This is a genomic window from Streptomyces sp. NPDC001903 (assembly GCF_042891345.1).
Lineage (GTDB): Bacteria > Actinomycetota > Actinomycetes > Streptomycetales > Streptomycetaceae > Streptomyces.
Genome location: NZ_JBIASZ010000014.1, coordinates 197,079 through 223,086, shown reverse-complemented (window position 1 = coordinate 223,086; position 26,008 = coordinate 197,079). Strand labels below are relative to the sequence as shown.

The window sequence follows — 26,008 nt, the reverse complement described above, 5'->3', positions numbered from 1 at the left end:
CTCCCCTACGCGTTGGGGCGGTCCTTGGCGGCCGCCGCCTTGGCCATGGCCTCCAGCTGCGCGAGCATCGGCATCGGGTCGGTGCCCACCGTCCCGGGCAGGAAGTCGGCGATCTTCTCGGGGGTCCAGGAGCCTTCGGCGTATCCGGCGCGCAGCTCGCGCGGCTGCGCCCAGACGGCGATCTTCGGGCCGGCGATCGTGTAGACCTGCCCGGTGATCCTCTCGCCGCCGACGGCGACGGCCTTGTCGGAGAGGAGGTAGGTGACGAGGGCGGCCACGTCCTCGGGTTCGCCGATCTCCTTGAGCTCCATGGGGACGTTGGCCGACATCCGGGTGCGGGCGACGGGTGCGACGGCGTTCGCGGTCACCCCGTACTTGGCCAGTCCGAGTGCGGCGGAGCGGACGAGGGAGATGATCCCGCCCTTGGCTGCGCTGTAGTTGGCCTGGGCGACGGAGCCCTGGTGGTTGCCGCTGGTGAAGCCGATGAGGGTGCCGGAGCCCTGGCGGCGCATGACGGCGGAGGCGGCGCGGAAGACGGTGAAGGTGCCCTTGAGGTGGGTGGCGACGACCGGGTCCCACTCCTCCTCGGACATGTTGAACAGCATCCGTTCGCGCAGGATGCCGGCGACGCACACGACGCCGTCGATGCGGCCGAACTGCGCGAGGGCGGTGTCGACGATGCGCTGGCCGCCCGCCATGGTCGAGATGTCGTCGGCGACGGCGACGGCCTCGCCGCCGGCGGCCTGGATCTCCTTCACCACGCCGTCGGCTATCTCGCTCGTCGGCTCCCCGCCCTCGACGCCGACGCCGTAGTCGTTGACGACGACCCTGGCGCCCTCGGCGGCCGCCGCGAGTGCCACGGCCCGCCCGATGCCCCGGCCCGCGCCGGTGACGGCCACGACCTTGCCGGTCAAGAAGTTCCCCACGCCCGACCCCTTCCCGCGATTTCTGACGGTCCGTTAGATTCTATGGGCAGCCGGACACGGGAGCACAAGACCCGGTTCATCTCGCATCGACAGGGAGCTGATGAGATCCATGGCCATGCCCCCCGAGTTCCACGACATCGCCAAGCGCGTCAACAACTGGGGGCGCTGGGGCGCCGACGACGAGATCGGCACCCTGAACCTCATCACCGACGAGGTCGTCAGGGCCGCCGCGGCCGAGGTCCGCTCGGGCCGCCGGGTCGCGCTCGCGCTCCCGCTCAAGGAGGACGGGGTCCAGGCCGGCATGATCCCCGGCCGGATCAACCCGCTGCACACGATGGTGCAGATCAACCAGGAGCTGTTCGGGCCGGGCACGGTGGCGTGCAGCGACGACGCCGTGACCATGGGGCTCCAGGCCGCGACCCACTGGGACGCGCTCACGCACGTCTCGCACTCGGGGAAGATCTACAACGGCCGGCCGGCGGGGACGATCACGGCGCACGGGCGCGCCGAGTTCAGCGGCATCGACAAGGCCGGCCACATCGTCTCGCGGGGCGTCCTGCTGGACGTGGCGCGGGCGAAGGGCCTGGACCGGCTGCCGGGCGGCCACGCGGTGACGCCCGAGGACCTGGCCGAGGCGGAGGATTTCGGCGGGGTCACCGTGCGGGCCGGAGACGTCGTCCTGGTGCGCACCGGCCAGATCCAGGTCTATCTGGCGGGCGACAAGCACGGCTACGGCTTCCCGTCGCCCGGGCTGTCCGTCCGCACGCCGGAGTGGTTCCACGCGCGGGACGTGGCGGCGGTGGCCAATGACACCTTGACCTTCGAGATCTTCCCCCCGGAGATCGAGAACCTGTGGCTGCCGGTGCACGCGCTGGACCTGGTGGAGATGGGCATGCACCAGGGCCAGAACTGGAACCTCGAAAGGTTGTCCACAGCCTGTGCAGAAGAAAACCGCTACGGCTTCCTGCTGTCGGCCATGCCCGAGCCCTTCGTTGGCGGCGTCGGCACCCCGGTCGCCCCGGTCGCGATCCTCTGAGCACGTTCATCCGTACGGCCCGGTTCGGCGGCCGGGGGCGGGGTAGGGAGCGGCCGTCCAACCCTCATCGGCAGCCCCGGAGGCATCCGTGCCCGACATGAACGGCCCCTACCAGGCCGGCACCCCCTGCTGGATCGACCTGATGGTCCCCGACCAGCAGGCGGCCCTCGACTTCTACGGCGACCTCTTCGGCTGGCAGGGGGAGATCGGCCCGGCGGAGACCGGCGGCTACTCCGTCTGCACCCTCAAGGGCAAGCCGGTGGCCGGGATCATGCGCGCCTCCAACCCGGACGGCTCCGTCCCCGACCCGATGCCGCCGACCGTGTGGACCACGTACCTGGCCACCGACGGCATCGACTCCACCCTCAAGTCGGTCACCGACGCGGGCGGCAGCGTGATGATGGGCCCGATGGACGTCATGGACCTCGGGCGGATGGCCGTCGTCACCGACCCGACCGGCGCCGTCGTCGGCCTCTGGCAGTACGGCACCTTCCCCGGGGCGGGCATCGTCAACGAGCACGGCGCGCTGATCTGGAACGAGCTGAGCACCGGGGACACGGCGGTCGCCGCGGCGTTCTACTCGGCCGTACTGCCGGTGAGCACGGCGAAGTCGGACATGCCGGGCGCCGAGGGGTACACGGAGTTCAAGGTCGGCGGCCGCGCGGTCGGCGGGATGATGGACCTCTCCGCGCTGCCGCCCGGGGTTCCGCCGCACTGGCTGCCGTACTTCGCCGTCGACGACGTCGACGGCATCCAGGCGGCCGCGGTCCGGGCGGGCGGCGCCGTGAAGGCCCCGGCGTTCGACATGCCGGCCGGCCGGATGGCGATCCTCGCCGACCCCCAGGGCGGCACCTTCGCGGTGATCGCCGGGGCCGGACCGGAGTAGCCCTCCCCGAGCCGCACGTCGCCCCGGCCGACGGCCGGGGCGACACCGCCTCGAGCGCGCCGGGGCGACGGCCCGTGTCTCAGCGGTAGCGGGCCGCGGCGGCCGCGAAGGCGGGGGCCTCCGCCGGGGTCAGGGCGGCGACGGCCACCCAGGAGAGGTCGGCGAACTCGATGTGCATGCGGCCCTTCTGGAGCAGGCCCGTCCCGTTCGCCCGGACGACGGTGATCGCCGAGCGCGGGACCTCCCAGTACTGCTGCATCACCGGCGTCGACTGCCACAGCGGCGAGACGTCCGTCAGGGCGAACCAGCGCCGGTCCGTCACCACGAGGACGTCCGTCGCCGAGCCGCGCGCGTTGGCGCGGCCGATCAGGAACCGGCCGGCCGCGCTCTGCCAGCCGCCCTCCATGCCCGTGCCGTCCGACGCGTCGGGGACCCGCTCGGCCGTCTCCCGGCGCGGGTCGTGTCCGCGCGCCTTGAAGAACTGCTGGAGGGGGCGCGGGAGCTTCTCCTCGATCCGGCGGCCGAGCGCCGCCGGCTCCGGCGGCGCGAGCAGGTCCTCCGGCGGGTTCGGCACGCCCGGACCCGGTTCGCAGGCACATACGGCGATCAACTGCTCGTCGGGCTGCAGGAAGTCCTCGGCCTGGCGGCGCCGGTCCTGGTTCACGCGCTTGCTCCTACTGCTGAGTAACGTCGAGTGCGCCCCAATTGTCCTCGAAAGCGGAATGCCTTGTTACCACCGGGTCCGGCACCCCCCTGCGGGATGCATCCCGAGGGCGGATGTCCGTACGCGCAGCCGCCGTTAGGGTCGCGCCATGGACACCTCATCAGGGCAGGCCGGCCGGGGTCGGCAGCCCTTCCGATGGCAGGTCGCGGCCCTCTGGACGGGCGCCGCGCTCGGCACCCTCCTGCTGTCGAACCTCGCGTTCCGCGTCCCCCTGGGCCTCGGCGACCAGATCTTCGACGTGGGGCCGCTCCTCGCGGTCACCGGCGTGCTGACCGCCGCCCTCCTGGTGCGGCGGGCGCCGCTCACCACCCTCGCCCTGATGCTGCTCGGCACGTACCTGCTGCTCTTCCTCGGCCGCGCCCCCGGCCTCACGATCACCCTGGTGATCCCCGCCGCGGTGGCGCTCGGCATCGCCGCGGCCACCCGCTCGCGCCGGGTGACCCTGGCGGCCGTCGGCATCACCGTCCTCCTGCTGATCACCGCCCAGTTCGCGGTGCCCGCGGAGGGCTCCGCCGCCCGCGTCCTCGCCCAGAGCCAGCTGCCGATCGTGGTCCTCGGCTGGCTGATCGGCGACTCCGTACGGCGCGGCCGCCAGGCCGCCGCGCAGGCGCATGCCCGCGCCACCGAGCAGGCCCTCACCGACGAGCGGCTGCGCATCGCCCGCGAGCTGCACGACATGGTCGCCCACAGCATCGGCGTGATCGCCATCCAGGCGGGGGTCGGCAGCCGGGTCATCGAGACGCAGCCCGCACAGGCCCGCGAGGCGCTGCGGGCCATCGAGGCCACCAGCCGCGAGACCCTCGCCGGGCTGCGCCGCACGCTGGTCGCCCTGCGCCGCAGCGAGCCCGCGCCGCTGGCGCCCGCGCCGGGCCTGGACGGCATCGACCGGCTCGCCGCGGCCGCCGCGGGCGATACGGGCGTACGGGTGGACCTGGCGTGGTCGGGGGAGCGGCGGCCGCTGCCCTCCGACATCGAGCTGGCCGCGTTCCGCATCGTGCAGGAGGCGCTGACCAACGTGGTCCGGCACGCGCGGGCCGACGGCTGCCGGGTGGAGATCGCGTACGGACGGGACGAACTGACCCTGGAGATCACCGACGACGGGTGCGGCACCGCGGAAGGCGCCGCCCCCGGCGCCGGATTCGGCCTCACCGGCATGCGCGAGCGCACCGCCCTGCTGAACGGCCGCTTCGAGGCCGGACCACGACCCGGGGGCGGCTTCCGCGTGGCGGCGGCCCTGCCGGTCGGACAACCCGAGGAGAAGGAATGAACGCCGGCGGCAACGTCCGTGTACTGCTCGCCGACGACCAGCCCCTGGTGCGCTCGGGGCTGCGCGTCCTGATGGCCGACACCCCGGACCTGGAGGTCGTGGGCGAGGCCGCGAACGGCGCCGAGGCGGTCCGCATGAGCGCCGAGCTCGCCCCCGACGTGGTGGTGATGGACATCCGGATGCCGGAGATGGACGGCATCGAGGCGACCCGCCGCCTGACGGCAGCCGGCCCGGACGGCGCCCGCGTGCTGATCCTGACCACCTTCGACGAGGACGAGCACGTGTACGGGGCGCTGCGCGCCGGCGCGAGCGGTTTCGCCGTGAAGGACATGGCGCTGGACGACATCCTGGCCGCGGTCCGCGTGGTCGCGGCGGGCGACGCCCTCATCGCGCCGGGCGTCACGCGCCGCCTGATAGCGGACTTCGCCGCGGGCCCGGCGCCCGCCCCCGAGCGCGTTCCGGCGATCACCGGCCGGGAGCAGGAGGTGCTGACCCTGGTGGGACGGGGCCGGTCGAACAGCGAGATCGCGCAGGACCTGTTCATCACGGTGGCGACGACGAAATCGCACGTGGCCCGGCTGCTGACGAAGCTGGACGCCCGGGACCGGGTGCAACTGGTCATCAAGGCCTACGAAATGGGCCTGGTCACGCCGCCCGGTTGAGGCTGCGCGGGAACCAGCGGGTGGCGGCGTACGGTCGTGCGCGCCCCGAGCGCGGCACGGCAGCCGCCACCCCACGACCCGCACTCGTCAAGGTCTGCCCTTGGCGTCCCCTCGCGACGAATCGCTCCTTACAAGGGTGATCAACAGTTGACGAGCCGTCAACACCTCGTTAGAGGTACACGCGCGGTTCCCACGTCGACCGACAATCCGCCGGCTTGTCCGCGCGGTCGATCTCGCACCAGATCCGTTTGCCCGCGCCCTCGCGCTGCCAGCCCCAGCGGTCGGCCAGCCCGTCCACCAGCTCCAGCCCGCGCCCGCCCGTGTCGTCCCCGGCGGCCTGCCGCCGGGCCGGGCCGCGGGAGCTGGTGTCGGCGACCTCGACGCGTACGCCCGGCTCCCCGAAGAGCATCCGCAGGACGGCCGGACAGCCGGTGTGCACGACCGCGTTGGTGACCAGCTCGGAGATCAGCAGGATCAGCGTCTCGGCGAGCGGTTCGTCATCCCCTATGCCCGACCCCGCCAGCCGGGACCGCGCCCAGCGGCGGGCCCGGCCGACCTCGGCGGGATCCGGTCCTACCTCCAGCTGTACCTGAAGCACCTGCACCGCTCACACCATCCGAACCGGCGGACACTTCGCCTCGCGACAGGACGGGATCACCGAGTGTGATCCCCTTGCGGAGCAGCATGGTTGACATACAGTCACCACAACAAGCGCTTCGGGCATATTCCAGCGCGAAGGAGTAGGCGTGGTGCATACTGCGCGTCGCTCGCGCTGCTGGGCCGCTCGCATTCCCGGGAGCGTACCGGAGCAGGCCGCCCGGTCCGGGCCGCAATGGGCCGGGCCAAGGACACAAACCGATATCAACTCTCTGTAATCGGACATGCGTCCCGGGCCGTCCCGACCGTGCCCCGTCCCGCCCCGTCCCGCCCCTTTTCGTGACAGGGAGCTACATCGGGCTACGTCGAGGCCGCCGCCAGCTCCGCCGCCAGCAGCTCCTGCGCCTCCCCCGCCGTCCGCCACTGCTCGGCGCGCACCCAGGCCCGCTTGAGGTGCAGGTGCACGTCCGCCTCCCACGTGAAGCCCATCCCGCCGTGCACCTGGAGGCAGTCGCGGGCGTTGCGCACGGCGGCCTCGTCGGCCAGCAGCTTGGCCGCGGCCACCTCCGCCGGGTCCGCCGTCACCGCCGCCGCGTAGAGCGCCGTACGGGCCACCTCCGCCCGCACCAGCATCTGCGCGCACAGGTGCTTGACCGCCTGGAAGGCCCCGATCGGCTGCCCGAACTGCTCGCGCTCGCGCCCGTACTGCACCGCCAGCTCCACCGTCCGCAGCGCGCTGCCGGCCTGGAGGGCGGCCGTCAGCAGCGCGCCCTCGTCGCGGTACGCCTCCGTGCCGGCCGGCGGCCGCGAAGCCACCCGGTGCAGCGGGGTGAGCGGGTCCGCCGAGGGCACCGGCTCACCCGAAGGGAGCAACGGCGCACCGAGCACCGCGTCCGCCTCGCCGAGGTGGGCCACCAGCGTCCCGCCCAGGTCGAAGGCCGTGACCACCGCGGCCCCCTCCGCGGCCCCCGCAACCGTCCCCGCCGCCAGGTGCGTGGCGACGAGCGGCCCCGGCAGCAGGGCCCGGCCCGCCTCCTCGAAGACGAGGACCGCCTCGGGCAGCCCCAGCCCGACCCCGCCCCGCGCCTCCGGGAGCCGCAGGGCGAAGAACCCGGCCTCGCCGAGCTCCCGCCACAGCCCCCGGTCCAGGGTCCCGCCCGCGTCCACCGAGGCCCGCAGCGCCTCGCGCCCGTAGCGGCCCGCCAGCAGGTCCCGTACGCCCGCCCGCAGGTCGCGCTGCTCGTCCGTCAACCGGAAGTCCACGGCCCTCACCGGCCCTTCGGGAGGCCGAGGATCCGCTCGGCGACGATGTTCCGCTGGATCTGCGAGGTGCCCGCCGCGATCGTGTACGAGAGGGACGAGAGCCGGTCCGGGACCCACTCCCCCTCCAGCGCGAGGCAGTCCGCGCCCAGCACCTCGGCGGCGGTGTCGTACAGCTCCTGGCGCGCGTGCGAGTAGGCGAGCTTGAAGACGGAGCCGCCGACGCCCGGCACCCCGCTGGAGGCCTCGGACTCGCTGACGTTCCACTGGGTGAGCCGCCACAGCGCGCCGAACTCCCCGTACAGCCGCCCGAGCCGGCGCCGCAGCACCGGATCGTCCCAGCGGCCGTTCGCCTTGGCCGTGCGCGCGAGTTCGCCCAGGGTGCGGCGGCAGGCCACGACCTCGCCGACGAAGGCCGTTCCCCGCTCGAAGGAGAGGGTGACCATGGTGACGCGCCAGCCGTCGTTCTCGTCCCCGACCCGGTTGGCGACGGGGACGCGGACCTCGTCGAGGAACACCTCGGCGAACTCGGCCGAGCCGGCGAGGGTGCGCAGCGGCCGGACCGTGACCCCGGGCGCGTCCATGGGCATGGCCAGCCAGGAGATCCCGCGGTGCTTCGGGGCCGCGGGGTCGGTCCGCACGAGCAGCTCGCACCAGTCGGCGACCTCCGCGTGCGAGGTCCAGATCTTCGAGCCGGTGATCACGTAGTCGTCCCCGTCGCGCACGGCGCGGGTGCGCAGGGCGGCCAGGTCGGAGCCCGCGTCCGGCTCGCTGAACCCCTGGCACCACACCTCGTCCCCGCGCAGTACGGGCGGGAGCCAGCGCGAGCGCTGGGCGGCCGTGCCCTCGGCGGCGATGGTGGGACCGGCGTGCAGGAGCCCGACGAAGTTGGCGCCGACGTACGGGGCGCCGGCCCGCTCGGTCTCCTCCAGGAAGATCAGGTGCTGGGTGGGGGTGGCCCCGCGCCCGCCCGCGTCCACGGGCCAGTGCAGGCCGGCGTAGCCGGCGTCGTACAGCCTGCGCTGCCAGCCGGCGTCGTACGCGCGCCGGCCGGGCCAGTCGTCGGGGGACGGCCTCGCGGGCAGCTCGGGCAGGGTCTTGCCGAGCCATTCGCGCAGCCGGGCCCGGAAGTCCTGCTCCTCCTGCGTGTACGTCAGGTCCATCAGCGGTTCTCGTCCATGGGCAGGCCGAGCATGCGGATGGCGTTGCCGCGCATCAGCTTGTAGACCGTCTCGTCGTCCAGCCCCTTCACGTGGTCGAGGGCGACCTCCTTGGTGTGCGGGAAGGTCGAGTCCACGTGCGGGTAGTCGGTCTCGAAGGTGGCGTTGTCGCGGCCCACGACGTCGAGCGAGGCGATGCCGTGCTTGTCGCGGAAGAAGCAGCAGAAGATCTGCCGGTAGTAGTAGGTGGACGGCGGCTCGGGGATCAGGTCGCGGACCCCGCCCCAGGCGCGGTGCTCCTGCCATACGTCGTCGGCGCGTTCGAGGGCGTACGGGATCCAGCCCATCTGCCCCTCGCTGTAGGCCAGCTTCAGCGTCGGGAACTTCACCAGCACCCCGCTGAACAGGAAGTCCATCATCGAGGCCATGGCGTTGTTGAAGCTGAGCGAGGCCTGGACGGCGGGCGGGGCGTCGGGCGAGGCGGCGGGCATCTGGGAGCTGGACCCGATGTGCATGTTGACGACGGTGCCCGTCTCCTGGCAGACGGCGAAGAAGGGGTCCCAGTAGCCGGAGTGGATGGAGGGGAGCCCGAGGTGGGTGGGGATCTCGGAGAAGGTCACGGCGCGCACCCCGCGGGCGGCGTTGCGCCGGATCTCGGCGACGGCGAGGTCGATGTCCCAGAGCGGGATGATGCAGAGCGGGATGAGCCGGCCGCCGCTGTCGCCGCACCACTCCTCGACCATCCAGTCGTTGTAGGCGCGCACGCAGGCGAGGGCGACCTCCTTGTCGTGGGCCTCGGCGAAGGTCTGCCCGCAGAAGCGCGGGAAGGTCGGGAAGCAGAGCGAGGCCTCGACGTGGTTGAGGTCCATGTCGGCGAGGCGGGCCTTGGGGTCCCAGCAGCCGCGCCGCATCTCCTCGCGGGTGATGCCCTCCAGGGTCATGTCGTCGCGGTCGAAGCCGACGGCGGCGATGTTGCGCTTGTACGGGAACTTCAGGTCCTCGTAGATCCACCAGTCGGTCGGCGGGCCGTCGGGGTCCATGGAGATCACGTACTTGCCGCCGGTGTACTGGAGCTCGCCGATGCCCGCCGTGAGCGCCTTGGGCCCGCGGTCGCGGTACTTGGCCGGCAGCCAGACGTCGAAGAGGTGCGCGGGTTCGATGACGTGGTCGTCGACGCTGATGATCCGAGGCAGTTCCAGTTCCATGGTGTCCCCTCGCGAGCCGATGAATCCGGTGAATCTGATGGAGCGTCAGAAACACGCTAGCCCCGCCACCCCTGGACCGACAAGCGCCGGAGGCCTACGCTCTGCGCTGGATCTGACTCACCGTCAGTTAAGGGAGGCCGGGGATGGCGGACACCAAGGACACGGCGGTACGGCTGGGCCACTCCGCCACCCTGTGGGAGCTGGTCGCGGCGCGGGCCGCGCTGAGCCCCGGCGCCACGGTGCTGATCGAGGCCGCCGAAGACCCCGCCGACGACCGCAGGCTCACCTTCGCCGAGCTCCACGACCGCTCCGAGCGGGTCGCGGCGGGGCTGTACGGGATGGGCGTACGGCCCGGCACCGTCGTCGCCTGGCAGCTGCCCACCCGGATCGAGACGGTCCTCCTCTCCCTCGCCCTGGCCCGGATCGGGGCCGTCCAGACCCCGGTGATCCCCTTCTACCGGGACCGGGAGGTGGGCTTCGCGCTGCGCGAGTCCAAAGCCGAGTTCTTCGCCGTCCCGGGCGTCTGGCGGGGCTTCGACCACACCGCGATGGCGCAGCGCCTCGGCGCGCGCGGCGTCTTCGAGGCGTACGCCTCCCTCCCCGCCGCGGACCCCGCCGTACTCCCTGCGCCCCCGTCGGAGGGCACGTCCGTCCGCTGGATCTACTGGACCTCCGGGACCACCTCCGACCCCAAGGGCGTCCTGCACACCGACCGCTCGCTGATCGCGGGCGGCTCCTGCCTGGCCCACGCCCTGCGCCTGGACCCGGCCGACACCGGCTCGGTGGCCTTCCCGTACGCGCACATAGGCGGCCCGGACTACCTGGTGATGCTGCTCCTGTACGGATTCCCCGCGGTCCTCTTCGAGAAGTTCGCGATGCCGGACGCGCTGGCCGGCTACCGCCGCCACGGGGTCACGGTGGCCGGCGGCTCCACGGCCTTCTACTCGATGTTCCTCACCGAGCAGCGCAAGGACCCCTCCACGAAGCTGATCCCCACCCTCCGCCTGCTGGCGGGCGGCGGCGCCCCGAAGCCCCCGGAGATCTACCACGCGGTCGTCCGCGAGCTGGGCTGCCAGCTCACCCACGGCTACGGCATGACCGAGGTCCCGATGATCACCATGGGCGCCCCCGACGACACCGCGGAGCACCTCGCCACGACGGAGGGCCGCCCCCCGGCGGGCATGTCGGTCCGCATCACCGCCCCGGACGGCACTCCCCTGCCCCCGGACACCGACGGCGAGGTCCGCCTGCGCGGCGAGGCGGTCTGCCGGGGCTACCTGAACCGGGAGGACCGCCCGTCCGAGGCCTTCGACGCCGACGGCTACCTGATCACCGGCGACCTGGGCCACCTGACGCGGGACGGCTACCTGGTCCTGACGGGCCGCACCAAGGACGTGATCATCCGCAAGGGCGAGAACATCTCCGCGAAGGAGATCGAGGACCTGCTCCACCGGCTCCCGGCGATCGCCGACGTGGCGGTCATCGGCCTCCCCGACCCGGAACGCGGCGAACGCGTCTGCGCGGTCGTCGAACAGCCCGCCGGAGCGGCCCCCCTCACCCTGCCCGAACTGACGGCGCACCTGCGCGCGCAGGGCCTCTCCCCCCACAAGCTCCCCGAGCAGCTGGAGCTGGTGGACGCCCTCCCCCGCAACGACACCCTGCGCAAGGTCCTCAAGTACAAGCTGCGCGAGCGGTACGCGTAGCCCTGCCGGCAGTGGCGGATGTCTCATTCCGGGCGGCCCATCGGTGCGCACACGGGCCGCGTGTCACAATTATTTGTCCTTTTCACACAAGCAGAGCGCCCCTCCGGGTCCCGTTCGCGAGAGGCGTCATGCGAGTCCGCGATACCCCCCTGAGCCGTGTCCGGTGGTCTCACGGCACCGTCGCCGAACTGTTCTCCGGCCGGGACAACAGCCTGGGGCTGTTGCGACTGCTCCTCGCGTCCGCCGTCGTGCTGTCCCACGCGCGCATCCTCGGATTCGGGTCCCGCGAGTTCGGCTACAGCTTCGCCTCCGGACAGACCGACCTGGGCAAGATGTCCGTCTTCGGCTTCTTCATCCTGTCCGGCATCCTCGTCACCCGCAGCGGCAACCGGCTCCCGATCGGGCGTTTTCTGTGGCACCGGGCACTGCGGCTGCTGCCGGGCCTGTGGGTGTGCCTGCTGGTGACGGCCTTCGCCGTGGCACCGTTCCTGTACTGGCGCCAGCACGGCGGGCTGGCGGGCTTCTGGAACCACGGCGAGAGCCCGTTCGACTACCTCAGGGCCAACTTCGCCATCCGGGTGCACCAATGGGGCATCTCGGGTGTACTGGACGGCGCCATGCACAAGGGGCTGGCCCACAACCGCAGCTTCGACGGTGCGCTGTGGTCACTGGAGTACGAGGTCCTCTGCTACCTCGGGGTCGCCCTGCTCGTCCTCGCCGGGGCGCGGGCCGGCGGCGTGGTCCGCGCGCGGCGCGCCATCCTCGCGGTCGCGGCGGTCCTGGGCTGGTTCGTCCTGACCGAGGCGCTCGCGGACCCGCTGACCAACGCGACGGAGATCCCGATGCGCGACGGGATGCCGGACGTGCCGATCGTCGGCGGCTTCGTCGTCAACTGGGTCTTCTACCTCGGCTTCGCCTTCGTCCTCGGAGCGCTCATCGAGGCGTACAAGGAGCGGATCCCGGTCAGCGACCCGCTGGGCGTGCTCGCCGGCCTGACCCTGCTCGCCAGCCTGCACTACGGCTGGTTCTACGTCATCGGCGTGCCGGCCTTCGCCTACCTGCTGCTGTGGCTCGCGATCCGGCTGCCCAAGCCGTTCCGGCGGGTGGGCGCCAAGCACGACTACTCGTACGGGATCTACATCTACGGCTTCGTCGTGGAGCAGGCAGTGGCCGCGCTCGGCGGTGCCCGCTGGGGCTTCGGCGTCTACCTCGCGCTGGCCGCGGGCGGCACCCTGCTCGCGGCGGTGCTCTCCTGGCACCTCGTCGAGCGCCCCGCCATGCGGCTGAAGGACATCGACCGAGCCCGCCCGGCCCCGCCGCGGCACACGGATGCGGCCGCGGGAGCCCCGGCGGCGGCCGCGGGCCATGACCTGGCCCGCGCGGGCACGGCGGTCCGGTAGCACGCGGCGCCGGCGCGGCGCGCGGCCACGGCCACCCGCCGTGCGCCGCGGCCCGGGCTCGGCTCCGGCTCCGGCTCCGGCTCCGGCTCCGGCTCCGGAAGGCGTTACGCGTCCGGGGCCTCCACGCCGCAGTACGCGGCGAAGGCCGTCAGGACCTCGTCCTCCGTGATGCGGCCGTCGGCGTCGGCGTCCAGGGTCTTCGCGATCCCTTCGGCCAGTTCGGGCGGGGTGCCCAGGACGCGCAGGACGCGGGCCGCGGCCGCCGGGGTCGTACCGCGGCCGTCCTCGTCCGCCACCGCGATCACCCCGTGCAGGAACGGCCGCGCGATCTCCGCGAACCGCTGCGGGTTGTCGCGCAGCCGCTTCGCCGCCCCGGTGATGAACTCCTCGCGGGTCACCCGCTGGTCCCCGTCGACGTCCGCGATCCCGGCCATCCCCTGCCAGAACGCCTCCGCGCCCGCGAAGAGGTCCTGGCCCCTGTCCGACCGCGCGGTGGTGCCGAATTCGGCCAGCACGGCCCTCGCGGCCGCGCTGAAGTCCTCACGGTCGATGTATCCGTTCCCGTCCTGGTCGAACGTGGCAAACCGGGCGGCGATCTTGCGCTCGTATTCTGCGCTGTCCATATGCGGCGTTCCGCCTTCACATGTGCGGTGGAGTTCAGTTCAAGACAAGGCAGGAGCGTAAGGCCTACGTGGCCTGCCCGTTAAGCGAAGTCGTCAAGCAGGTGGCCGCATCGAACCCGCGCACGGGAAGCGCGGCGGGGCGCGTACGCCTGTGCCCATGTGCCGCGTCCGTCCCCACCGTTCACACCCGGCAGCGCACCTATCACGCAGAGCGCTCCTCCAGGACCCCGTTCCCCCAAAACGGGCGCGAACCCGCCTCTGGCGACTACATTCGAGGCGTCGACACACGGCTGGGGGCAGATATGCCGAAGGACGTACCACCTCGCTGGGACCGCCGCATGCAGCAGCGCCTCGCCCGCGGCGAGGCCGCCGCGCTCGGAGAGCTGTACGACCGCTTCGCCTCGCTCGTGCACAGCCTGGCGCACCGGGTCCTCGGCGACGAGACGGCGGCGGACCGCATCACCCGCGAGGTGTTCGGCTACATCTGGGAGAACCCCGACGCCTACGACCCCAAGCAGGGCTCCATGCGCTCCTGGGTCGCCCGGATCACCCAGGGCCAGGCCGTGGCCCGGCTGCGCCAGGCCGAACTCGGCCGCGGCTCGCGCGAGGAGCTCGAACAGAAGGTCCGCAGCGCCACCGCCGCCGCCCGCGCGGACTACATCGTCACGTCCATGCCCGCACCGCTGCGCGCCGCGCTGGAACTCGCGTACTTCAAGCGCCGCGACTACCGGCAGGCCGCCGCCGACCTGCGCATCAGCGAGGACGAGGCCCGGCGCCGGCTGCGCCTGGGCCTGCAACTGCTGTCGACCGCCAACGTCCTCCCGCAGGAGGACGCCGCTCCGCCCGGATACGGCCCGCCAGGATATGGAACACCCCGATGAACGGCCCCGCCGACCCGCCCCACGAGGGATACGAGGAGCAGCGCCCGGGCGGCCCGGCGCGCATACCGGGTCCGCGCGGGGCCGCCGACGACCTCGATCCGCGGCAGGCACCACAGCCGCTGCCCGATCCGCTGTCCGATCCGCTGCCCGAGCCGCCCGCCGTACCTGAGCCGCCCCAGCCGCCGCGCACCCACGCCGTACTGAAGTCCCTGCTCGGCGCCTGGGCCCTCGCGGCCTGCTCAGCCGAGGAGACGCAGGCCGTCGAGGACCACCTCACCGAGTGCGCGCAGTGCGCCGAGGAGGCGCTGCGGCTGCGCGATGCCGTGGGCCTGCTGCACCCCGAGGACAGCCTGGACCTCAAGCCGCTGCTGCGCTCGCGGGTGCTGGAGGACTGCCTCGGCAAGCGGCCCGCCCGCATCCCGGTGCCGGTGTGGGCGAACCCGTACGACACGGAGACCGCGCGGCTCGACGCGCTGCTGCGCGACTTCGGCGACTCGGAGTGGCAGACCCCCGTACGCCTGAAGTGGTTCGAGGAGGAGCAGCGGCGCTCGCGCCGCACGACGGTGGCCGGGGTGATCGGGCACCTGCTGACGGTGGACGGGCTGGTCGCGACGGCGCTGGGCCTGGACGACCCGCTGGGCCCGGAGGCGCCGTCGGACGCCACGGACCGTACCGAGCACTTCTGGAGCTCTGCCGAGGAGCCCATCAGCCGGCAGATCCGCGAGCCGTGGCGCGAGCAGGGCCACACGCTGCTGCGGACGGTGTCCTTCGCCGGCCGGGGCGTCGGCGAACTGTCGGTGGACTACGGGTCCTTCGCACTGCCGCTCGGGGACGCGTTCCTGGAGCGGGCCTTCGAGTGCTGGGTCCACGCGTGGGACATCGCGGAGGCGGTGGACTACCCGTACGACCCGCCCTCCGGGCCGCACCTGCACCGGATGATCGACCTGGCGGCGCGGCTGCTGCCGAGCGCGCTGGCCCACCGGCGCCGGGCCGGCCTCGCGGCCCCGGTCCGCGGACTGGTCGCGGCGGGCGCACCGGGGCGGACCCTGCGCCTGGAGATCGAGGGAGCGGGCGGCGGCAGCTGGGACATCGCCCTGGACTCCCCGGCGGCGAAACCGTCGGCGGAGCACACGGTGGCGCAGATCGCGCTGGACGGCGCCGAGTTCTGCCAGCTGGCCGCCGGGCACATCTCACCGGAGGAGGCGGCCGTGGGCCAGCACGGGGACCGCGAGGCCATCCGCGACGTCCTCTTCGCGGCGGCCTCGCTCAGCCGCCTCTAGGAGGTGTCTTGGGCGCGCCCCTGCCCCCGCCCCCGCCGAGCCGACGGGGCAGGGGGCCGGGAGCATCCCCTACGCGAAGACGACCGTACGGTTGCCGTTCAGGAGAACGCGGTGCTCGCTGTGCCACTTCACGGCCCGCGCCAGCGCCTGGCATTCCACGTCGCGACCGATCGCCACGAGCTGGTCCGGGGTCACCTCGTGGCCGACCCGCTCGACCTCCTGCTCGATGATCGGGCCCTCGTCCAGGTCGGCCGTCACGTAGTGGGCGGTGGCGCCGATCAGCTTCACACCGCGCGCGTGCGCCTGGTGGTACGGCTTCGCGCCCTTGAAGCTCGGCAGGAAGGAGTGGTGGATGTTGATGATCCGCCCGCTCAGTTCCTTGCACAGGGTGTCCGACAGCACCTGCATGTACCGGGCCAGGACCACGAGCTCGACGTTCTCCTCGCGCACCAGCGCCAGCAGCTGCGCCTCCGCGTCCGCCTTCGTCTCCTTCGTCACCGGGATGTGGTGGAAGGGGACCCCGTACGAGCGCACCAGCTCGGCGAAGTCGGTGTGGTTCGAGACCACCGCCGCGATCTCGACCGGAAGCGCGCCGATGCTGGAGCGGAACAGCAGGTCGTTCAGGCAGTGCCCGAACTTGGACACCATCAGCACGATCCGCATGCGCTCGTCGGAGCGGTGCAGCTGCCAGTCCATGCGGAACGAGTCGCCGATCGCGGCGAAGCTGGCCCGCAGCTTGTCGAGCGTCACCGGAGCGTCGGCGGAGAAGTGGACCCGCATGAAGAAGAGGCCGGTGTCGTGGTCGCCGAACTGCCGGCTGTCCTCGATGTTGCACCCGGTCATGAACAGGTAGCTGGACACGGCATGCACGATGCCCTGCTTGTCCGGGCATGACAGGGTCAGTACGTACTGCTGGGGGGCCTGGGCCTGCGGGTCGTCGCTCATGACCCCACAGCCTTTCACACCCCGCGGCTCACGCCGCGCGGGTCAGGATCCTCAGCACTTCCAGCGACCGCGGCGGCTCGTCCGGTTCGTCCCCGTCCGCCGTCGCCAGCCGTACGTGCGCCTCGCGCGCGGCACGCACCGCCTCGGGCCAGGCATGGTGCTCCAGGTAGGCGGAGACGGGGGCGTCGGGGCCGACCTGGTGCAGGATCCGCAGCACCCGCAGCACCGCGAGGTCCACGAGCGCGGCCTCCTGGGAGTCGCGGAATATCGTGCCGACGTACTTGTCGGCCGACCAGCTGTCGAGCCACGTGTCCTCGACGAGGCGGTAGACGGCGTCGGTGACGTCCCCGTACCCCTCGCCGCCGGCGAGCCAGGTCTCCTCGTGGAAGACCGGGTCGGAGAGCATGTGAAGCGCCGAGCGCACGTTGCTGCGCCAGCGCCACCACGGCATGTCGTTCAGGGGCATGCCGCCCATGGTGGAGGAGCGGCCACCTCGGCGGGAAGAGTTCTTCGAACCTTGGGCGAATGTCACGCTTGCGATGTTACGTTCACGGCTTGCGCGATCTTGAAGCACCTGTGCGCAATCCGCCCCCGGCAATTCACCTTCGTGTCACCCCCTGTTGTGCCCCTCTCACTCTTCAGTTACCCCTGGGGCGGAAGCGTGCGTGGACATGACCAAATGGCGACGCACGGCTTCCCCGACCCGCACCTTCGTGGCAACGGCGATGGGCGCGTGTCTCGTCGCCGGATGCGGGGCGCTCCCCGGGGGCTCGGGGGGCTCCGGGGGCACCATCACGGTCATGACCTTCGCGCCGCAGGACACCCGGGCGACCAACATGCCGGGAATGCCGGGAATGGCCAAGGCCTATGAGGCCTGGGTCAATTCCAAGGGCGGTATCAACGGGCACAAACTACGCGTACTGACCTGCAACGAGAAGAACACCCCGACCGGTGCCGCCGACTGCGCCCGCAAGGCCATAGACGAGAAGGCCGTCGCGGTCGTCGGCTCGTACAGCCAGCACGGACGCGCCTTCATGGCCCCGCTGGAAGCGGAGGGCATCCCCTTCATAGGCGGGTACGGAGTCTCCTCCGAGGAGTTCCAGAGCACGCTCTCCTACCCCGTCAACGGCGGCCAGCCCGTCCTCCTCGCCGGAGCCGGGCACCAGCTGGGCAAGGCCTGCAGCCAGGTGGCCATCGTCCGCCCGGACACCCTCGCGGGCGACTCCATGCCGATCCTGCTGAACGCCGGCCTGAAGCTCAACAAGGCGCCCGAGGCCAATGACATCCGGGCCGCCGAGGACTCCGCGGACTACATCACCCCGGCCCGCGAGGCCCTGGCCAACTCCTCGGGCGGCAAGGACCGGGGCTGCGTGACCGCCGTGCTCGGCGAGCGCACGGAGACGTTCTTCGACGCGTTCCGGCGCGAGGACAGCAAGCACAAGAACCCGCAGATCTCCTCGGTCTTGGGCAGTGTCAGCCAGGCCGTGGTCGACCGCACGGGCGGCCGGGAGAGCCCCTTCGAGGGCGCGTACGTCGCCAGCTGGTACCCGGTGTCGACGGACGCGCTGTGGGAGCCGATGCGGAAGGTGATCTCCGAGCACGCCTTCGGCAACGACGCCGTGGACCCGGACGACAGCGGGACGCAGACCACCTGGATCGCGTACACCGTGCTCAGCGAGACCCTGAAGCGGTTCAAGTCCGGCGAGGACGTCACGGCGCGCAAGGTGGCGCGCATGCTGAACCAGGAGGAGCCGGTCAAGACCGGCGGCCTGACCCCGGACCTGAGCTGGCGGTACGGGGACATGCGCGCCGTCGCCGGCTTCCCGCGCATGGTCAACGGGCGCGTCAACTTCCAGGTCGTCCAGTCGGGCCGGCTGGTCGCCCAGCAGGGCGGCGAACAGTCGATGGACATGACGGAGACCCTGGAGCAGGCGCCCCGGGCCGCGTAGTCCCCCGCCCGCCGGCGGCCGGGCCGCGGCCTTCGGTCAGAGCTGGGACTTGTCCCGCTTGGTGAGGCCGTACTTGGCCGCGATCGCGTTCCACAGGCCCGCGGCCGACTCCTTCGCCCTGGTCGCCTCGCCGCTCGCCTTGTTGCCCTCACTGGCGTTGTTGGTGCCCTTGGCCTGCCCGTCCTTGCAGCCCTTCTTGTCCCCGGCGGTGTCGTCCGCCCAGGCCGCGTAGCTGTTGTCGGCGGCCGCGGAGGACTGCCAGGCCTTGGTCAGCGAGGCGGCCAGCTTCACGTTGTCCGGGAGCTGGTCCATCTTCAGGTCCTGGAGGCGGGTGACGAGCTCCTCGCGCTGGCGGGCGGCGTCGCGCAGGTCGGTGGCCGCCTGGCCGAGGTTGCGGCAGCCCTTGATGTCGTCGACGGACCGGATCACGGCGGCGCGGCTGTCGTTGCTGTCGGCGAGGAGCTTGTCCAGTTGGACGGCCTGGGAGCGGGCCGGGTCCACGGGCGCCTCGGCGGCCGCCGCGGCCGAGCTCCCGGCGGTGGGTGTCGCGGCTGCGGCCGCGGGGTCGTTGTTCTGCTTCTTGCCGTCGCTGAGCAGTGCGCCGACGCCGAGCCCGACGACGGCCAGGCCGATGACGACGGCGGCGATCACCCAGGCCGGCACGCGCCGCGTCGCCTCGGGCGGGGGCGGGGGCGCGGGCTGCGCGTACTGCGGGTGCTGATGCGGCTGCGGGTGCTGCTGGAACTGCGGGGCCTGAGGCGCCTGAGGGGGTGCGGGCCGCTGCCCGCGCGGCGGATATCCCCGCGGCGGCGGCTGCCGCAGCACGGGCTCCTGCACGGGCGGCAACTGCCGCGTGTGCCCGTCGTCGCCGCCCTCCTCCCGGAACAGCGCGTCGAACCCGTCGGTGACGGGCGGGATGTACTGCGTGGCGGCCTCGTGGTGCGCGGGCGCCGCCGGCACGGGCGGGATGTACTGGGTCGCGCCCTCGTCGTGCCCCGGTACGGGCGGGATGTACTGCGTGGCGGCCTCGTGGTGCGCGGGCGCCGCCGGTACCGGCGGGATGTACTGGGTCGCGCCCTCGTCGTGCGCGGACGCGGCCGGGGCGGGCGGGTACGGGGCCCCGGCCCCGCCGGGCGCCGGCTCCGCGGGCACCGGCGGGATGTACTGGGTGACCGCCTCGGGCAGCGGCGGGTAGCCGTGCCCGTGCGGATCCCCCGGCCCCTCGTAGCCGGGCCCGACCACGTGCCCGGGCACCGCCGGCCCCGGCACGGGCGGGTACCCGTACCCGGGCGAGCCCTGCGGCGCACCCGGCTCCGGCCCGGCGGGCGTCTGCGGGTAGCCGTACGCGGGCCGGCCCTGTTGCGGGTGCGTCGGGTCGGGACCCCATGGCGTACCCGCCTGCGGGCCGCCGCCCTGTCCGCTCTCCGTCACCGGGACTCCTTCGCCGACTACTCCGGTATTCCGAATCGTCGGCTCACGCTACCCGGTCACCCCCCGCCGCCGGAGGCCCCCCGCGTGATCGGGGCCGGGCCCGGCCCCGATCACGCGGACACCCCCTACGCCACCACCTCCAGCCGCGCGGTGAATTCGCGGGCCGCCGGCTCTTCGCGGTACGGGGCGAGCCGGCTCCGGAAGTCGTCCAGGTACTCGGCGCCCCGGTTCGAGCGGAGCCCCGACAGCAGGTCGGCCGCCTTCGCGGCCGTCTGGCACGCCTGCTCCACCTCGCGCTGCTGCACCTGCGCCGCCGCCAGCAGCAGCAGCCCGATCGCCCGGCGGCGCGCCTTGCCCGCCGGGAGCCCCCGCAGCGCCTCCTCCGCCTGCCGGGCCGCCGCGTCCGCCTGGCCGAGGTCCCGGTGGCAGTGGGCCAGCTCGTCCGCGAGGTACGCCGCGTCGAAGTGCCGGATCCACACCGGGTCGTCGCCCGACTCGGGCTCCGCCCGCTCCAGCGCCGTCACCGCCCGCGAGGAGAGCACCGCCGTCGCCCGGGTGTCGCCCAGCAGCGCGTGCCCGCGCGCCTCGGCGGCGTAGAACATCGCCTCCACCCGCGGCGTGACCTGCCCGCGGGTCCCCTCCTGCGCGGCCCGCGCGAGCTGCGCGATCTCCCGCGGATTGCCCAGCTCCGCCGCGAGGTGGCTCATCGACGCCGCGAGCACGTAGCCCCCGTACGCCCGGTCCCCGGCCGCCTGCGCCAGCCGCAGCGCCTGGATGTAGTAGCGCTGCGCCAGGCCCGGCTGGCCGGTGTCCACCGCCATGTAGCCGGCCAGCTCGGTCAGTCTGGCCACCGCCGCGAACAGCGCCCGCCCGACCGGCTCCCGGTACGAGCCGCCGATCAGCCCGGAGACCACGGAGTTGAGGTAGTGCACGACGACGGGCCGCACGTGCCCGCTGCCGAAGCGGTGGTCGAGCTCCTTGAGGGCGTCGGTGGTCGCCCGTACCGCCTCCACGTCCGGCATCCCGACGCGCGAGCCGCCGGTGCGCGCCACCTGCGCGTCGGCGCCGGTGATCAGCCAGTCGCGGCTCGGCTCGACGAGGGCCGAGGCGGCCACGCTGGACCCGGACAGGAAGTCGCGGCGGCCGACGTCGCTCCGCCACAACTCGCTGACCTGCTCGATGGCGCCGATGACGGTCGGGGAGAACTGCAGGCCGATGCCGGAGGCGAGGTTCTTGCCGTTGGCCATGCCGATCTCGTCGATGGTGACGGTCCGGCCGAGTTTGCGCCCCAGCGCCTCGGCGATGATGCCCGGCGCCCGGCCGCGCGGCTGCTGGCCGCGCAGCCACCGGGCCACGGACGTCTTGTCGTAGCGGAGATCGAGGCCGTGTTCGGCCCCGCACATGTTGACGCGCCGGGCGAGCCCGGCGTTCGAGCACCCGGCTTCCTGGATGAGCGCCTGAAGCCGTTCATTCGGCTGGCGCGCGACGAGAGGCCTGGCTGCCATGAAAACCCCCAGTAGCCGCGGGTGATCGTTGGAATGATCACTTCCCGCCTGAGTTGCGGAGAATCATCCGCTCTGCGTCGTGTCGCTACCCAACTCCGGCGCCCCGACCTCCTACGCGCCCCCACCCGTGCTCCAGTGCGCCCCGTATGCAGGATCGATGCTCCGCCCACCGGCCGGTTTACGCCCGTAACCCCGAGTGACCCCGGGAGTTGTGATGGGCGTGGAAGAGACCATCGGAGTCACGGAGACGGCACCCATCCCCAAGCAGCGCGGCGAGCAGCTGCTGGACCATGCCGTGCGGTACGCGGAAGAACGGCACTGGGACGTCTTCGCGGGCACCTGGCTGGAGTCCGCCGACGGGCGGGAGGTGTGCTCCTGCGGGGCACAGGACTGCCCGGCCCCCGGCGCGCACCCCACGGTGAAGGACTGGGCGGCGCTGGCCACGGGCAGCGCGGTCCAGGTCCGGCGGATCTGGGCGAAGCGCCCCGAGGCCTCGATCCTGCTGCCGACGGGCCGGACGTTCGACGCGCTGGACGTACCGGACTCGGCCGGGTTCCTGGCGCTGGCGCGCCTGGAGCGGATGGAGCGCACCCTCGGGCCGGTCGCCCTGACGCCCGACCACCGGATGCTGTTCTTCGTCCTGCCGGGCGCCGGGGCGAAGGTGCCGGACCTGGTCCGCAAGCTCGGCTGGTCGCCCGCCGCGATCGACCTGGCCGCGCGGGGCGAGGGCGAGTACGTGGCCGCCCCGCCCACCCGCTTCGGCGGCCGGGGCGCGGTGCAGTGGGCGCGCCGGCCCACCCCGGCCAACCGGTGGCTGCCGGACACGGAGGAGCTGATCGCGGCGCTGGCGTACGCGTGCGGACGCGAGGCGGCGGCGGACCGCGACCGGCGGGGCGCCTGACGGGATCCGTGAGATCGCAGGTCAGGACCGGGATGTTCGTGCCCGGAAACTCATGACATAAGTAACTGCCCACCCTCTCCCCGCCCTCCTATCGTGAGGAGGGCAAGACCACGGGGAACAGGACGAGAGGCAGGCGCACATGCCGGACCAGGCAGTTGCGACGGGTGGGACGGACGGACCGGGCGGTGCGCGATCCGCGCCGTCCGCCGGACGGGCGGCGGTACGGGTCGAGGGCCTGTGGAAGCGCTTCGGCGACCAGGTCGCGGTCGCGGGGATCGATCTGGAGCTGCCCGCGGGGCAGTTCATCGGACTGGTCGGGCCGAACGGCGCTGGCAAGACGACGACGCTGTCGATGGTGACCGGGCTGCTGCGCCCCGACATGGGGCGGGTCCTGGTCGCCGGACACGACGTGTGGAGCGACCCAGTCGAGGTGAAGTCGCGGATCGGCGTACTGCCCGAGGGCCTGCGGCTGTTCGAGCGGCTGTCCGGGCGCGAGCTGCTCGGCTACATGGGCCGGCTGCGGGGGCTGCCGGGCGAGGAGACCGACAAGCGGGCGACGCAGCTGCTGGAGGTCCTGGACCTCGCGGGCTCGCAGCACAAGCTGGTCGTGGACTACTCGACGGGCATGCGGAAGAAGATCGGCCTGGCCGCCGCCCTGCTGCACAACCCCGAAGTGCTGTTCCTGGACGAGCCGTTCGAGGGCGTGGACCCGGTGTCGGCGCAGACCATCCGCGGGGTGCTGGAGCGGTACACCTCCTCCGGCGCCACGGTCGTCTTCTCCTCCCACGTGATGGAGCTGGTCGAGTCGCTGTGCGACTGGGTCGCCGTCATGGCCGCCGGCCGGATCCGTGCCGCGGGCCCGCTGGCCGACGTACGGGGCGACGCGCCCTCGCTGCAGGCCGCGTTCCTGGAGCTGGTCGGTGCGGGCGGGCGCGACGCGGGCGACTCCCTGGACTGGCTCGGCGGGCAGGCGGCCCGATGAGCGCCGCATCCGCCTCCGCCCCGGCGGCCGGACGCGCCTCGGCCACGGCCCCGTCCGCCGCTCCCGCGCTCGACCTGACCGCGGTCTTCGTCCGCCTCAAGCTCTCGCTGATCCGCAACGGGCTCAAGGGCTCGTCGAAGCGCAAGGCCGCGTACTTCACCTCGCTGGCGCTGTCGCTGGCCGTGGCCGTCCTCGCCATGATCGGCCTGGCCGTGCTGCACGGGAACGCACACGCGGGCACGGTCGTCGTGCTGCTCGCCGCGATCCTGGCGCTGGGCTGGACGTTCATGCCGCTGTTCTTCCCGAGCGGTGACGAGACCCTCGACCCGAGCCGGCTGGTCATGCTGCCGCTGCGGCCGCGGCCGCTCGTACGGGCCCTGCTGGCCTCCTCGCTGGTCGGCATCGGCCCGCTGTTCACGGTCTGCCTGGCGGTGGGCTCGGTGGTGGCGGTCGCGCGGGGCGCGGCGGGCATCGTGGCGGCCGTGGTGGCCGTACCGCTGATGGTGCTGGGCTGCGTCACGCTGGCCCGCTCGGTGGCCACGGCCAACGTACGGCTGCTGACCAGCCGCAAGGGGCGCGATCTCGCGCTGCTCAGCGGTCTGCTGATCGCGATCGGCGCGCAGCTGGCGAACTTCGCGAGCCAGCGCCTGTTCCAGTCGGGCGGTCTGGCGCAGCTGGAGCCGGCCGAGGCCGTGGTGCGGTGGCTGCCGCCCGCGACGGCCGTCGGCATGGTCGACTCGGCGAGCGAGGGCGCGTACGGGGTGGCGGCCGGCCAGCTGGCCGTGACGGTCATCGCACTGGTCCTGCTGCTGCGCTTCTGGGAGCGGAGCCTGACCGCGCTGATGGTCACCCCGGACGGGTCGACGATCGCGGCGGCCAAGCCGTCGGGCAAGCGGGAGTCCGCGGGCTCGGCCGGCGCCGGTGCGTGGGCGTTCCTGCCGGCCGGCCGGACGGGCGCGGTCATGCAGCGCGCGCTGCGGTACGTGGTGCGCGACCCGAAGACGAAGTCGGCGTGGGTGACGGCGCTGGCGGTCGGCGTGATCGTCCCGGTCTTCAACGCCCTGCAGGGCACGGGCTCGCTGTACCTGGCCTGCTTCGGCGCGGGCATGCTGGGCATGCAGATGTACAACCAGTTCGGGCAGGACACCTCGGCGTTCTGGATGGTCGCGCAGACCATCTCGACCCCGCGGGAGGCGTTCGAGGAGCTGCGCGCCCGCGCGTACGCCCTGGCCCTGGTGACCGTTCCGTACACGGTCGTGCTGACGGCGGTCACGGCGGCGCTCGTGCACAACTGGAGTGCCTTCCCGGCGGCCCTCGGGGTGGCCCTGGCGCTGCTCGGTTCGATGCTGTGCACGGGCGCGCTGGCCTCGGCCCGGTTCGCGTACTCGATCCCGACGGACGGCGCGTTCAAGAACGTGGCGCCGGGTCAGGGCGGGCTCGCGTGGGCGGGCATCTTCGGCGGCATGCTGGTGTCGGCGCTGATCTGCTCGCCGGTGATCGCGCTGACGGTCTTCCTCAACGTGACGGACCAGCAGTCCCTGACCTGGATCATGCTCCCGCTGGGAGCCGCCTGGGGCACCTTCGCGGCCTGGGCCGGCCTGCGCCTGGCCGCCCCGACGGTGGCCAGGACGCTGCCGGAGATCCTGCTGGCGGTCAGCAAGGGCTGAGCGGGCGGGCGTACGTACGGCTGCGCGTACGGGAGGGGGTGACGGGCTGCTGCCCGTCACCCCCTCCCGCGTTTCCGCGTTTCCGCGTTTCTCAGCGGGCGGCGCTTCTGATCTGGTCCAGGAAGGGTTCCAGGGCGGCGCGCCAGGCCGCCGGCTGGTCGTAGTGGAGGTAGTGGCCGGCGTCGGGGATCTCGGCGTACTGGCCCGCCGGGAGGACGCGGACCATCTCCTGGGCCTCCGCGCGGCCCAGTTCGCCGTCGAGGCCGCGGACGACCAGGGTCGGGCAGCGGACCTGGGCCAGCTCCTCCCAGTGCGCGTCGTGGACCCAGGTCTCGCGGGCGGTCAGCATCTGGCGGCGGGAGAAGACGGGGCGCCAGCCGTCCTGGGCCTGGTGCATCACCTCGGCGAAGAAGGCGCCGCGGCCGGGGTCGGGGCGTTCCACCCGGGGATCGTCCTCGCCGAACCAGCGGCGGGCGGCGTCCTGGGTGGGGAAGGGGAGGGGCCAGCGGCGGAACCATTCCTCCCATTCCTGCTGGGAGGCCTCGCCGAGGGCCGAGGCGCGCATGTCGCAGATCACCAGGGCCTCGACCAGGTCGGGGCGGCGGGCGGCGAGCTGCCAGCCGGTGAGGGCGCCCATGGAGTGGCCGACCAGGGTCACGGGGGCCAGGCCGAGCTGCTCGATGACGGCCTCGGCATCGGCCACGAAGGCCTCGCGCCCCAGCGGGGTCGAGGCTCCCGGGCCGCCGGCGGGGCGCTCGCTCTGGCCGTGGCCGCGCTGGTCGAGGGCGATGACGCGGCGGTGCTCGGAGAGCCAGCGGGCGGTGCCCGCCCAGTGGAAGGCGCGGCCCATCAGACCGTGGAGTAACAGCACCCGGGGCTCGTCGGGATCCGGGGGCGCGGTGGGGGGTGATTCCCGGAACTCCCAGGCGGCCAGGCGCACACCGTCGGCCCCTGTCACATCGATGCGCTGTACCACGGCAGATGCACCCCCTTCGCTCGCGGCCAGACTATCGAACCC

24 protein-coding genes are annotated in these 26,008 nt (G+C 72.9%); 12 read left to right on the top strand and 12 right to left on the bottom strand.

The window, feature by feature from the left end; translation table 11 throughout:
• Window positions 1-5: 5 nt before the first annotated feature.
• Entirely contained in the window at window positions 6-926 is a 921-nt protein-coding gene (locus ACFYZS_RS28550; protein ID WP_389018442.1) for an SDR family oxidoreductase, read from the bottom strand.
• Between the two features lie 109 nt (window positions 927-1,035).
• Between ACFYZS_RS28550 and ACFYZS_RS28545 the strand changes: the two genes are divergently transcribed.
• Together ACFYZS_RS28545 and ACFYZS_RS28540 are read left to right on the top strand one after the other, a co-directional pair.
• Window positions 1,036-1,962, top strand: coding sequence for a cyclase family protein (locus tag ACFYZS_RS28545; RefSeq protein WP_389018439.1), 927 nt, complete (start codon window positions 1,036-1,038; stop codon window positions 1,960-1,962).
• A 97-nt stretch (window positions 1,963-2,059) separates the two neighbouring features.
• Window positions 2,060-2,848 (top strand): VOC family protein, encoded by a 789-nt coding sequence (locus tag ACFYZS_RS28540; protein ID WP_389018502.1) that lies wholly within the window; start codon window positions 2,060-2,062, stop codon window positions 2,846-2,848.
• 79 nt (window positions 2,849-2,927) lie between these two features.
• Here the strand turns inward: ACFYZS_RS28540 and ACFYZS_RS28535 are convergent, their stop codons facing one another.
• Complete coding sequence (locus ACFYZS_RS28535; RefSeq protein ID WP_389018437.1) at window positions 2,928-3,512, bottom strand: hypothetical protein; 585 nt, start codon at window positions 3,510-3,512, stop codon at window positions 2,928-2,930.
• Window positions 3,513-3,660: 148 nt separating this feature from the next.
• Between ACFYZS_RS28535 and ACFYZS_RS28530 the strand changes: the two genes are divergently transcribed.
• A complete protein-coding gene (locus tag ACFYZS_RS28530) occupies window positions 3,661-4,839 on the top strand; it encodes a sensor histidine kinase (protein WP_389018434.1) in 1,179 nt (392 codons plus the stop codon).
• Window positions 4,836-5,501, top strand: a complete 666-nt coding sequence (locus ACFYZS_RS28525) for a response regulator (RefSeq protein ID WP_389018432.1) — start codon at window positions 4,836-4,838, stop codon at window positions 5,499-5,501. Before ACFYZS_RS28530 ends, ACFYZS_RS28525 begins: the two co-directional genes overlap by 4 nt.
• Window positions 5,502-5,670: 169 nt before the next feature.
• Here the strand turns inward: ACFYZS_RS28525 and ACFYZS_RS28520 are convergent, their stop codons facing one another.
• The 4 genes from ACFYZS_RS28520 to ACFYZS_RS28505 all read right to left on the bottom strand — a co-directional run bounded on the left by ACFYZS_RS28520 (window position 5,671) and on the right by ACFYZS_RS28505 (window position 9,723).
• Window positions 5,671-6,105 (bottom strand): ATP-binding protein, encoded by a 435-nt coding sequence (locus ACFYZS_RS28520; protein ID WP_389018429.1) that lies wholly within the window; start codon window positions 6,103-6,105, stop codon window positions 5,671-5,673.
• Between the two features lie 353 nt (window positions 6,106-6,458).
• Window positions 6,459-7,361, bottom strand: coding sequence for an acyl-CoA dehydrogenase family protein (locus ACFYZS_RS28515; RefSeq protein ID WP_389018425.1), 903 nt, complete (start codon window positions 7,359-7,361; stop codon window positions 6,459-6,461).
• Window positions 7,362-7,366: 5 nt separating this feature from the next.
• Window positions 7,367-8,521: an acyl-CoA dehydrogenase gene (locus ACFYZS_RS28510; protein ID WP_389018422.1), complete on the bottom strand. Its 1,155-nt coding sequence runs from the start codon at window positions 8,519-8,521 to the stop codon at window positions 7,367-7,369.
• Entirely contained in the window at window positions 8,521-9,723 is a 1,203-nt protein-coding gene (locus tag ACFYZS_RS28505; RefSeq protein ID WP_389018419.1) for an amidohydrolase family protein, read from the bottom strand. The genes ACFYZS_RS28510 and ACFYZS_RS28505 overlap by 1 nt, the downstream gene beginning before the upstream one ends.
• Before the next feature lie 143 nt (window positions 9,724-9,866).
• Between ACFYZS_RS28505 and ACFYZS_RS28500 the strand changes: the two genes are divergently transcribed.
• The gene (locus ACFYZS_RS28500) at window positions 9,867-11,426 is read left to right on the top strand and encodes a class I adenylate-forming enzyme family protein (protein WP_389018416.1); all 1,560 of its coding nucleotides are present in this window, start codon (window positions 9,867-9,869) and stop codon (window positions 11,424-11,426) included.
• Window positions 11,427-11,554: 128 nt separating this feature from the next.
• Complete coding sequence (locus ACFYZS_RS28495) at window positions 11,555-12,826, top strand: acyltransferase family protein (RefSeq protein WP_389018413.1); 1,272 nt, start codon at window positions 11,555-11,557, stop codon at window positions 12,824-12,826.
• A gap of 104 nt (window positions 12,827-12,930) precedes the next feature.
• Here ACFYZS_RS28495 and ACFYZS_RS28490 read toward each other — a convergent pair whose 3' ends face one another.
• Window positions 12,931-13,449 carry an EF-hand domain-containing protein gene (locus tag ACFYZS_RS28490; protein ID WP_389018410.1) on the bottom strand — a complete coding sequence of 173 codons (519 nt, stop codon included), beginning with the start codon at window positions 13,447-13,449 and terminating at the stop codon, window positions 12,931-12,933.
• 302 nt (window positions 13,450-13,751) lie between these two features.
• Between ACFYZS_RS28490 and ACFYZS_RS28485 the strand changes: the two genes are divergently transcribed.
• Window positions 13,752-14,330: a sigma-70 family RNA polymerase sigma factor gene (locus ACFYZS_RS28485; RefSeq protein ID WP_389018407.1), complete on the top strand. Its 579-nt coding sequence runs from the start codon at window positions 13,752-13,754 to the stop codon at window positions 14,328-14,330.
• Window positions 14,327-15,610, top strand: a complete 1,284-nt coding sequence (locus ACFYZS_RS28480; protein ID WP_389018405.1) for a maleylpyruvate isomerase N-terminal domain-containing protein — start codon at window positions 14,327-14,329, stop codon at window positions 15,608-15,610. Before ACFYZS_RS28485 ends, ACFYZS_RS28480 begins: the two co-directional genes overlap by 4 nt.
• Window positions 15,611-15,679: 69 nt before the next feature.
• Here the strand turns inward: ACFYZS_RS28480 and purU are convergent, their stop codons facing one another.
• Together purU and ACFYZS_RS28470 are read right to left on the bottom strand one after the other, a co-directional pair.
• Window positions 15,680-16,555, bottom strand: a complete 876-nt coding sequence (purU, locus tag ACFYZS_RS28475) for a formyltetrahydrofolate deformylase (protein WP_389018402.1) — start codon at window positions 16,553-16,555, stop codon at window positions 15,680-15,682.
• A gap of 28 nt (window positions 16,556-16,583) precedes the next feature.
• On the bottom strand, window positions 16,584-17,030 hold the full coding sequence (locus ACFYZS_RS28470) for a hypothetical protein (RefSeq protein ID WP_389018499.1): 447 nt from the start codon (window positions 17,028-17,030) through the stop codon (window positions 16,584-16,586).
• Between the two features lie 196 nt (window positions 17,031-17,226).
• Between ACFYZS_RS28470 and ACFYZS_RS28465 the strand changes: the two genes are divergently transcribed.
• Entirely contained in the window at window positions 17,227-18,504 is a 1,278-nt protein-coding gene (locus tag ACFYZS_RS28465) for an ABC transporter substrate-binding protein (protein ID WP_389018399.1), read from the top strand.
• 36 nt (window positions 18,505-18,540) lie between these two features.
• On the opposite strand, the gene ACFYZS_RS28460 is transcribed toward ACFYZS_RS28465, so the two are convergent.
• Both ACFYZS_RS28460 and ACFYZS_RS28455 read right to left on the bottom strand, forming a co-directional pair.
• The gene (locus ACFYZS_RS28460) at window positions 18,541-19,935 is read right to left on the bottom strand and encodes a hypothetical protein (protein ID WP_389018396.1); all 1,395 of its coding nucleotides are present in this window, start codon (window positions 19,933-19,935) and stop codon (window positions 18,541-18,543) included.
• 125 nt (window positions 19,936-20,060) lie between these two features.
• Window positions 20,061-21,440 carry a transcriptional regulator gene (locus tag ACFYZS_RS28455; RefSeq protein WP_389018393.1) on the bottom strand — a complete coding sequence of 460 codons (1,380 nt, stop codon included), beginning with the start codon at window positions 21,438-21,440 and terminating at the stop codon, window positions 20,061-20,063.
• Window positions 21,441-21,660: 220 nt separating this feature from the next.
• Here ACFYZS_RS28455 and ACFYZS_RS28450 point away from each other — a divergent pair, with 220 nt between their 5' ends.
• The 3 genes from ACFYZS_RS28450 (at window position 21,661) to ACFYZS_RS28440 (ending at window position 24,990) form a co-directional block, all read left to right on the top strand.
• Entirely contained in the window at window positions 21,661-22,341 is a 681-nt protein-coding gene (locus ACFYZS_RS28450; RefSeq protein ID WP_389018496.1) for a bifunctional DNA primase/polymerase, read from the top strand.
• Between the two features lie 139 nt (window positions 22,342-22,480).
• Entirely contained in the window at window positions 22,481-23,323 is an 843-nt protein-coding gene (locus tag ACFYZS_RS28445; RefSeq protein WP_389018390.1) for an ABC transporter ATP-binding protein, read from the top strand.
• Window positions 23,320-24,990, top strand: coding sequence for a transporter (locus ACFYZS_RS28440; RefSeq protein ID WP_389018387.1), 1,671 nt, complete (start codon window positions 23,320-23,322; stop codon window positions 24,988-24,990). The genes ACFYZS_RS28445 and ACFYZS_RS28440 overlap by 4 nt, the downstream gene beginning before the upstream one ends.
• A 91-nt stretch (window positions 24,991-25,081) precedes the next feature.
• On the opposite strand, the gene ACFYZS_RS28435 is transcribed toward ACFYZS_RS28440, so the two are convergent.
• Entirely contained in the window at window positions 25,082-25,966 is an 885-nt protein-coding gene (locus ACFYZS_RS28435; protein WP_389018384.1) for an alpha/beta fold hydrolase, read from the bottom strand.
• Window positions 25,967-26,008 lie beyond the last annotated feature (42 nt).

What these genes read in the sequence shown, in the direction of transcription:
- ACFYZS_RS28545 (WP_389018439.1), top strand. Translation starts at nt 1,036, where the DNA reads ATGGCCATGCCCCCCGAGTTCCACGACATCGCCAAGCGCGTCAACAAC.
- ACFYZS_RS28540 (WP_389018502.1), top strand. Translation starts at nt 2,060, where the DNA reads ATGAACGGCCCCTACCAGGCCGGCACCCCCTGCTGGATCGACCTGATG.
- ACFYZS_RS28530 (WP_389018434.1), top strand. Translation starts at nt 3,661, where the DNA reads ATGGACACCTCATCAGGGCAGGCCGGCCGGGGTCGGCAGCCCTTCCGA.
- ACFYZS_RS28525 (WP_389018432.1), top strand. Translation starts at nt 4,836, where the DNA reads ATGAACGCCGGCGGCAACGTCCGTGTACTGCTCGCCGACGACCAGCCC.
- ACFYZS_RS28510 (WP_389018422.1), bottom strand. Translation starts at nt 8,521, where the DNA reads ATGGACCTGACGTACACGCAGGAGGAGCAGGACTTCCGGGCCCGGCTG.
- ACFYZS_RS28505 (WP_389018419.1), bottom strand. Translation starts at nt 9,723, where the DNA reads ATGGAACTGGAACTGCCTCGGATCATCAGCGTCGACGACCACGTCATC.
- ACFYZS_RS28500 (WP_389018416.1), top strand. Translation starts at nt 9,867, where the DNA reads ATGGCGGACACCAAGGACACGGCGGTACGGCTGGGCCACTCCGCCACC.
- ACFYZS_RS28495 (WP_389018413.1), top strand. Translation starts at nt 11,555, where the DNA reads ATGCGAGTCCGCGATACCCCCCTGAGCCGTGTCCGGTGGTCTCACGGC.
- ACFYZS_RS28490 (WP_389018410.1), bottom strand. Translation starts at nt 13,449, where the DNA reads ATGGACAGCGCAGAATACGAGCGCAAGATCGCCGCCCGGTTTGCCACG.
- ACFYZS_RS28485 (WP_389018407.1), top strand. Translation starts at nt 13,752, where the DNA reads ATGCCGAAGGACGTACCACCTCGCTGGGACCGCCGCATGCAGCAGCGC.
- ACFYZS_RS28480 (WP_389018405.1), top strand. Translation starts at nt 14,327, where the DNA reads ATGAACGGCCCCGCCGACCCGCCCCACGAGGGATACGAGGAGCAGCGC.
- purU (WP_389018402.1), bottom strand. Translation starts at nt 16,555, where the DNA reads ATGAGCGACGACCCGCAGGCCCAGGCCCCCCAGCAGTACGTACTGACC.
- ACFYZS_RS28470 (WP_389018499.1), bottom strand. Translation starts at nt 17,030, where the DNA reads ATGGGCGGCATGCCCCTGAACGACATGCCGTGGTGGCGCTGGCGCAGC.
- ACFYZS_RS28465 (WP_389018399.1), top strand. Translation starts at nt 17,227, where the DNA reads ATGACCAAATGGCGACGCACGGCTTCCCCGACCCGCACCTTCGTGGCA.
- ACFYZS_RS28455 (WP_389018393.1), bottom strand. Translation starts at nt 21,440, where the DNA reads ATGGCAGCCAGGCCTCTCGTCGCGCGCCAGCCGAATGAACGGCTTCAG.
- ACFYZS_RS28445 (WP_389018390.1), top strand. Translation starts at nt 22,481, where the DNA reads ATGCCGGACCAGGCAGTTGCGACGGGTGGGACGGACGGACCGGGCGGT.
- ACFYZS_RS28440 (WP_389018387.1), top strand. Translation starts at nt 23,320, where the DNA reads ATGAGCGCCGCATCCGCCTCCGCCCCGGCGGCCGGACGCGCCTCGGCC.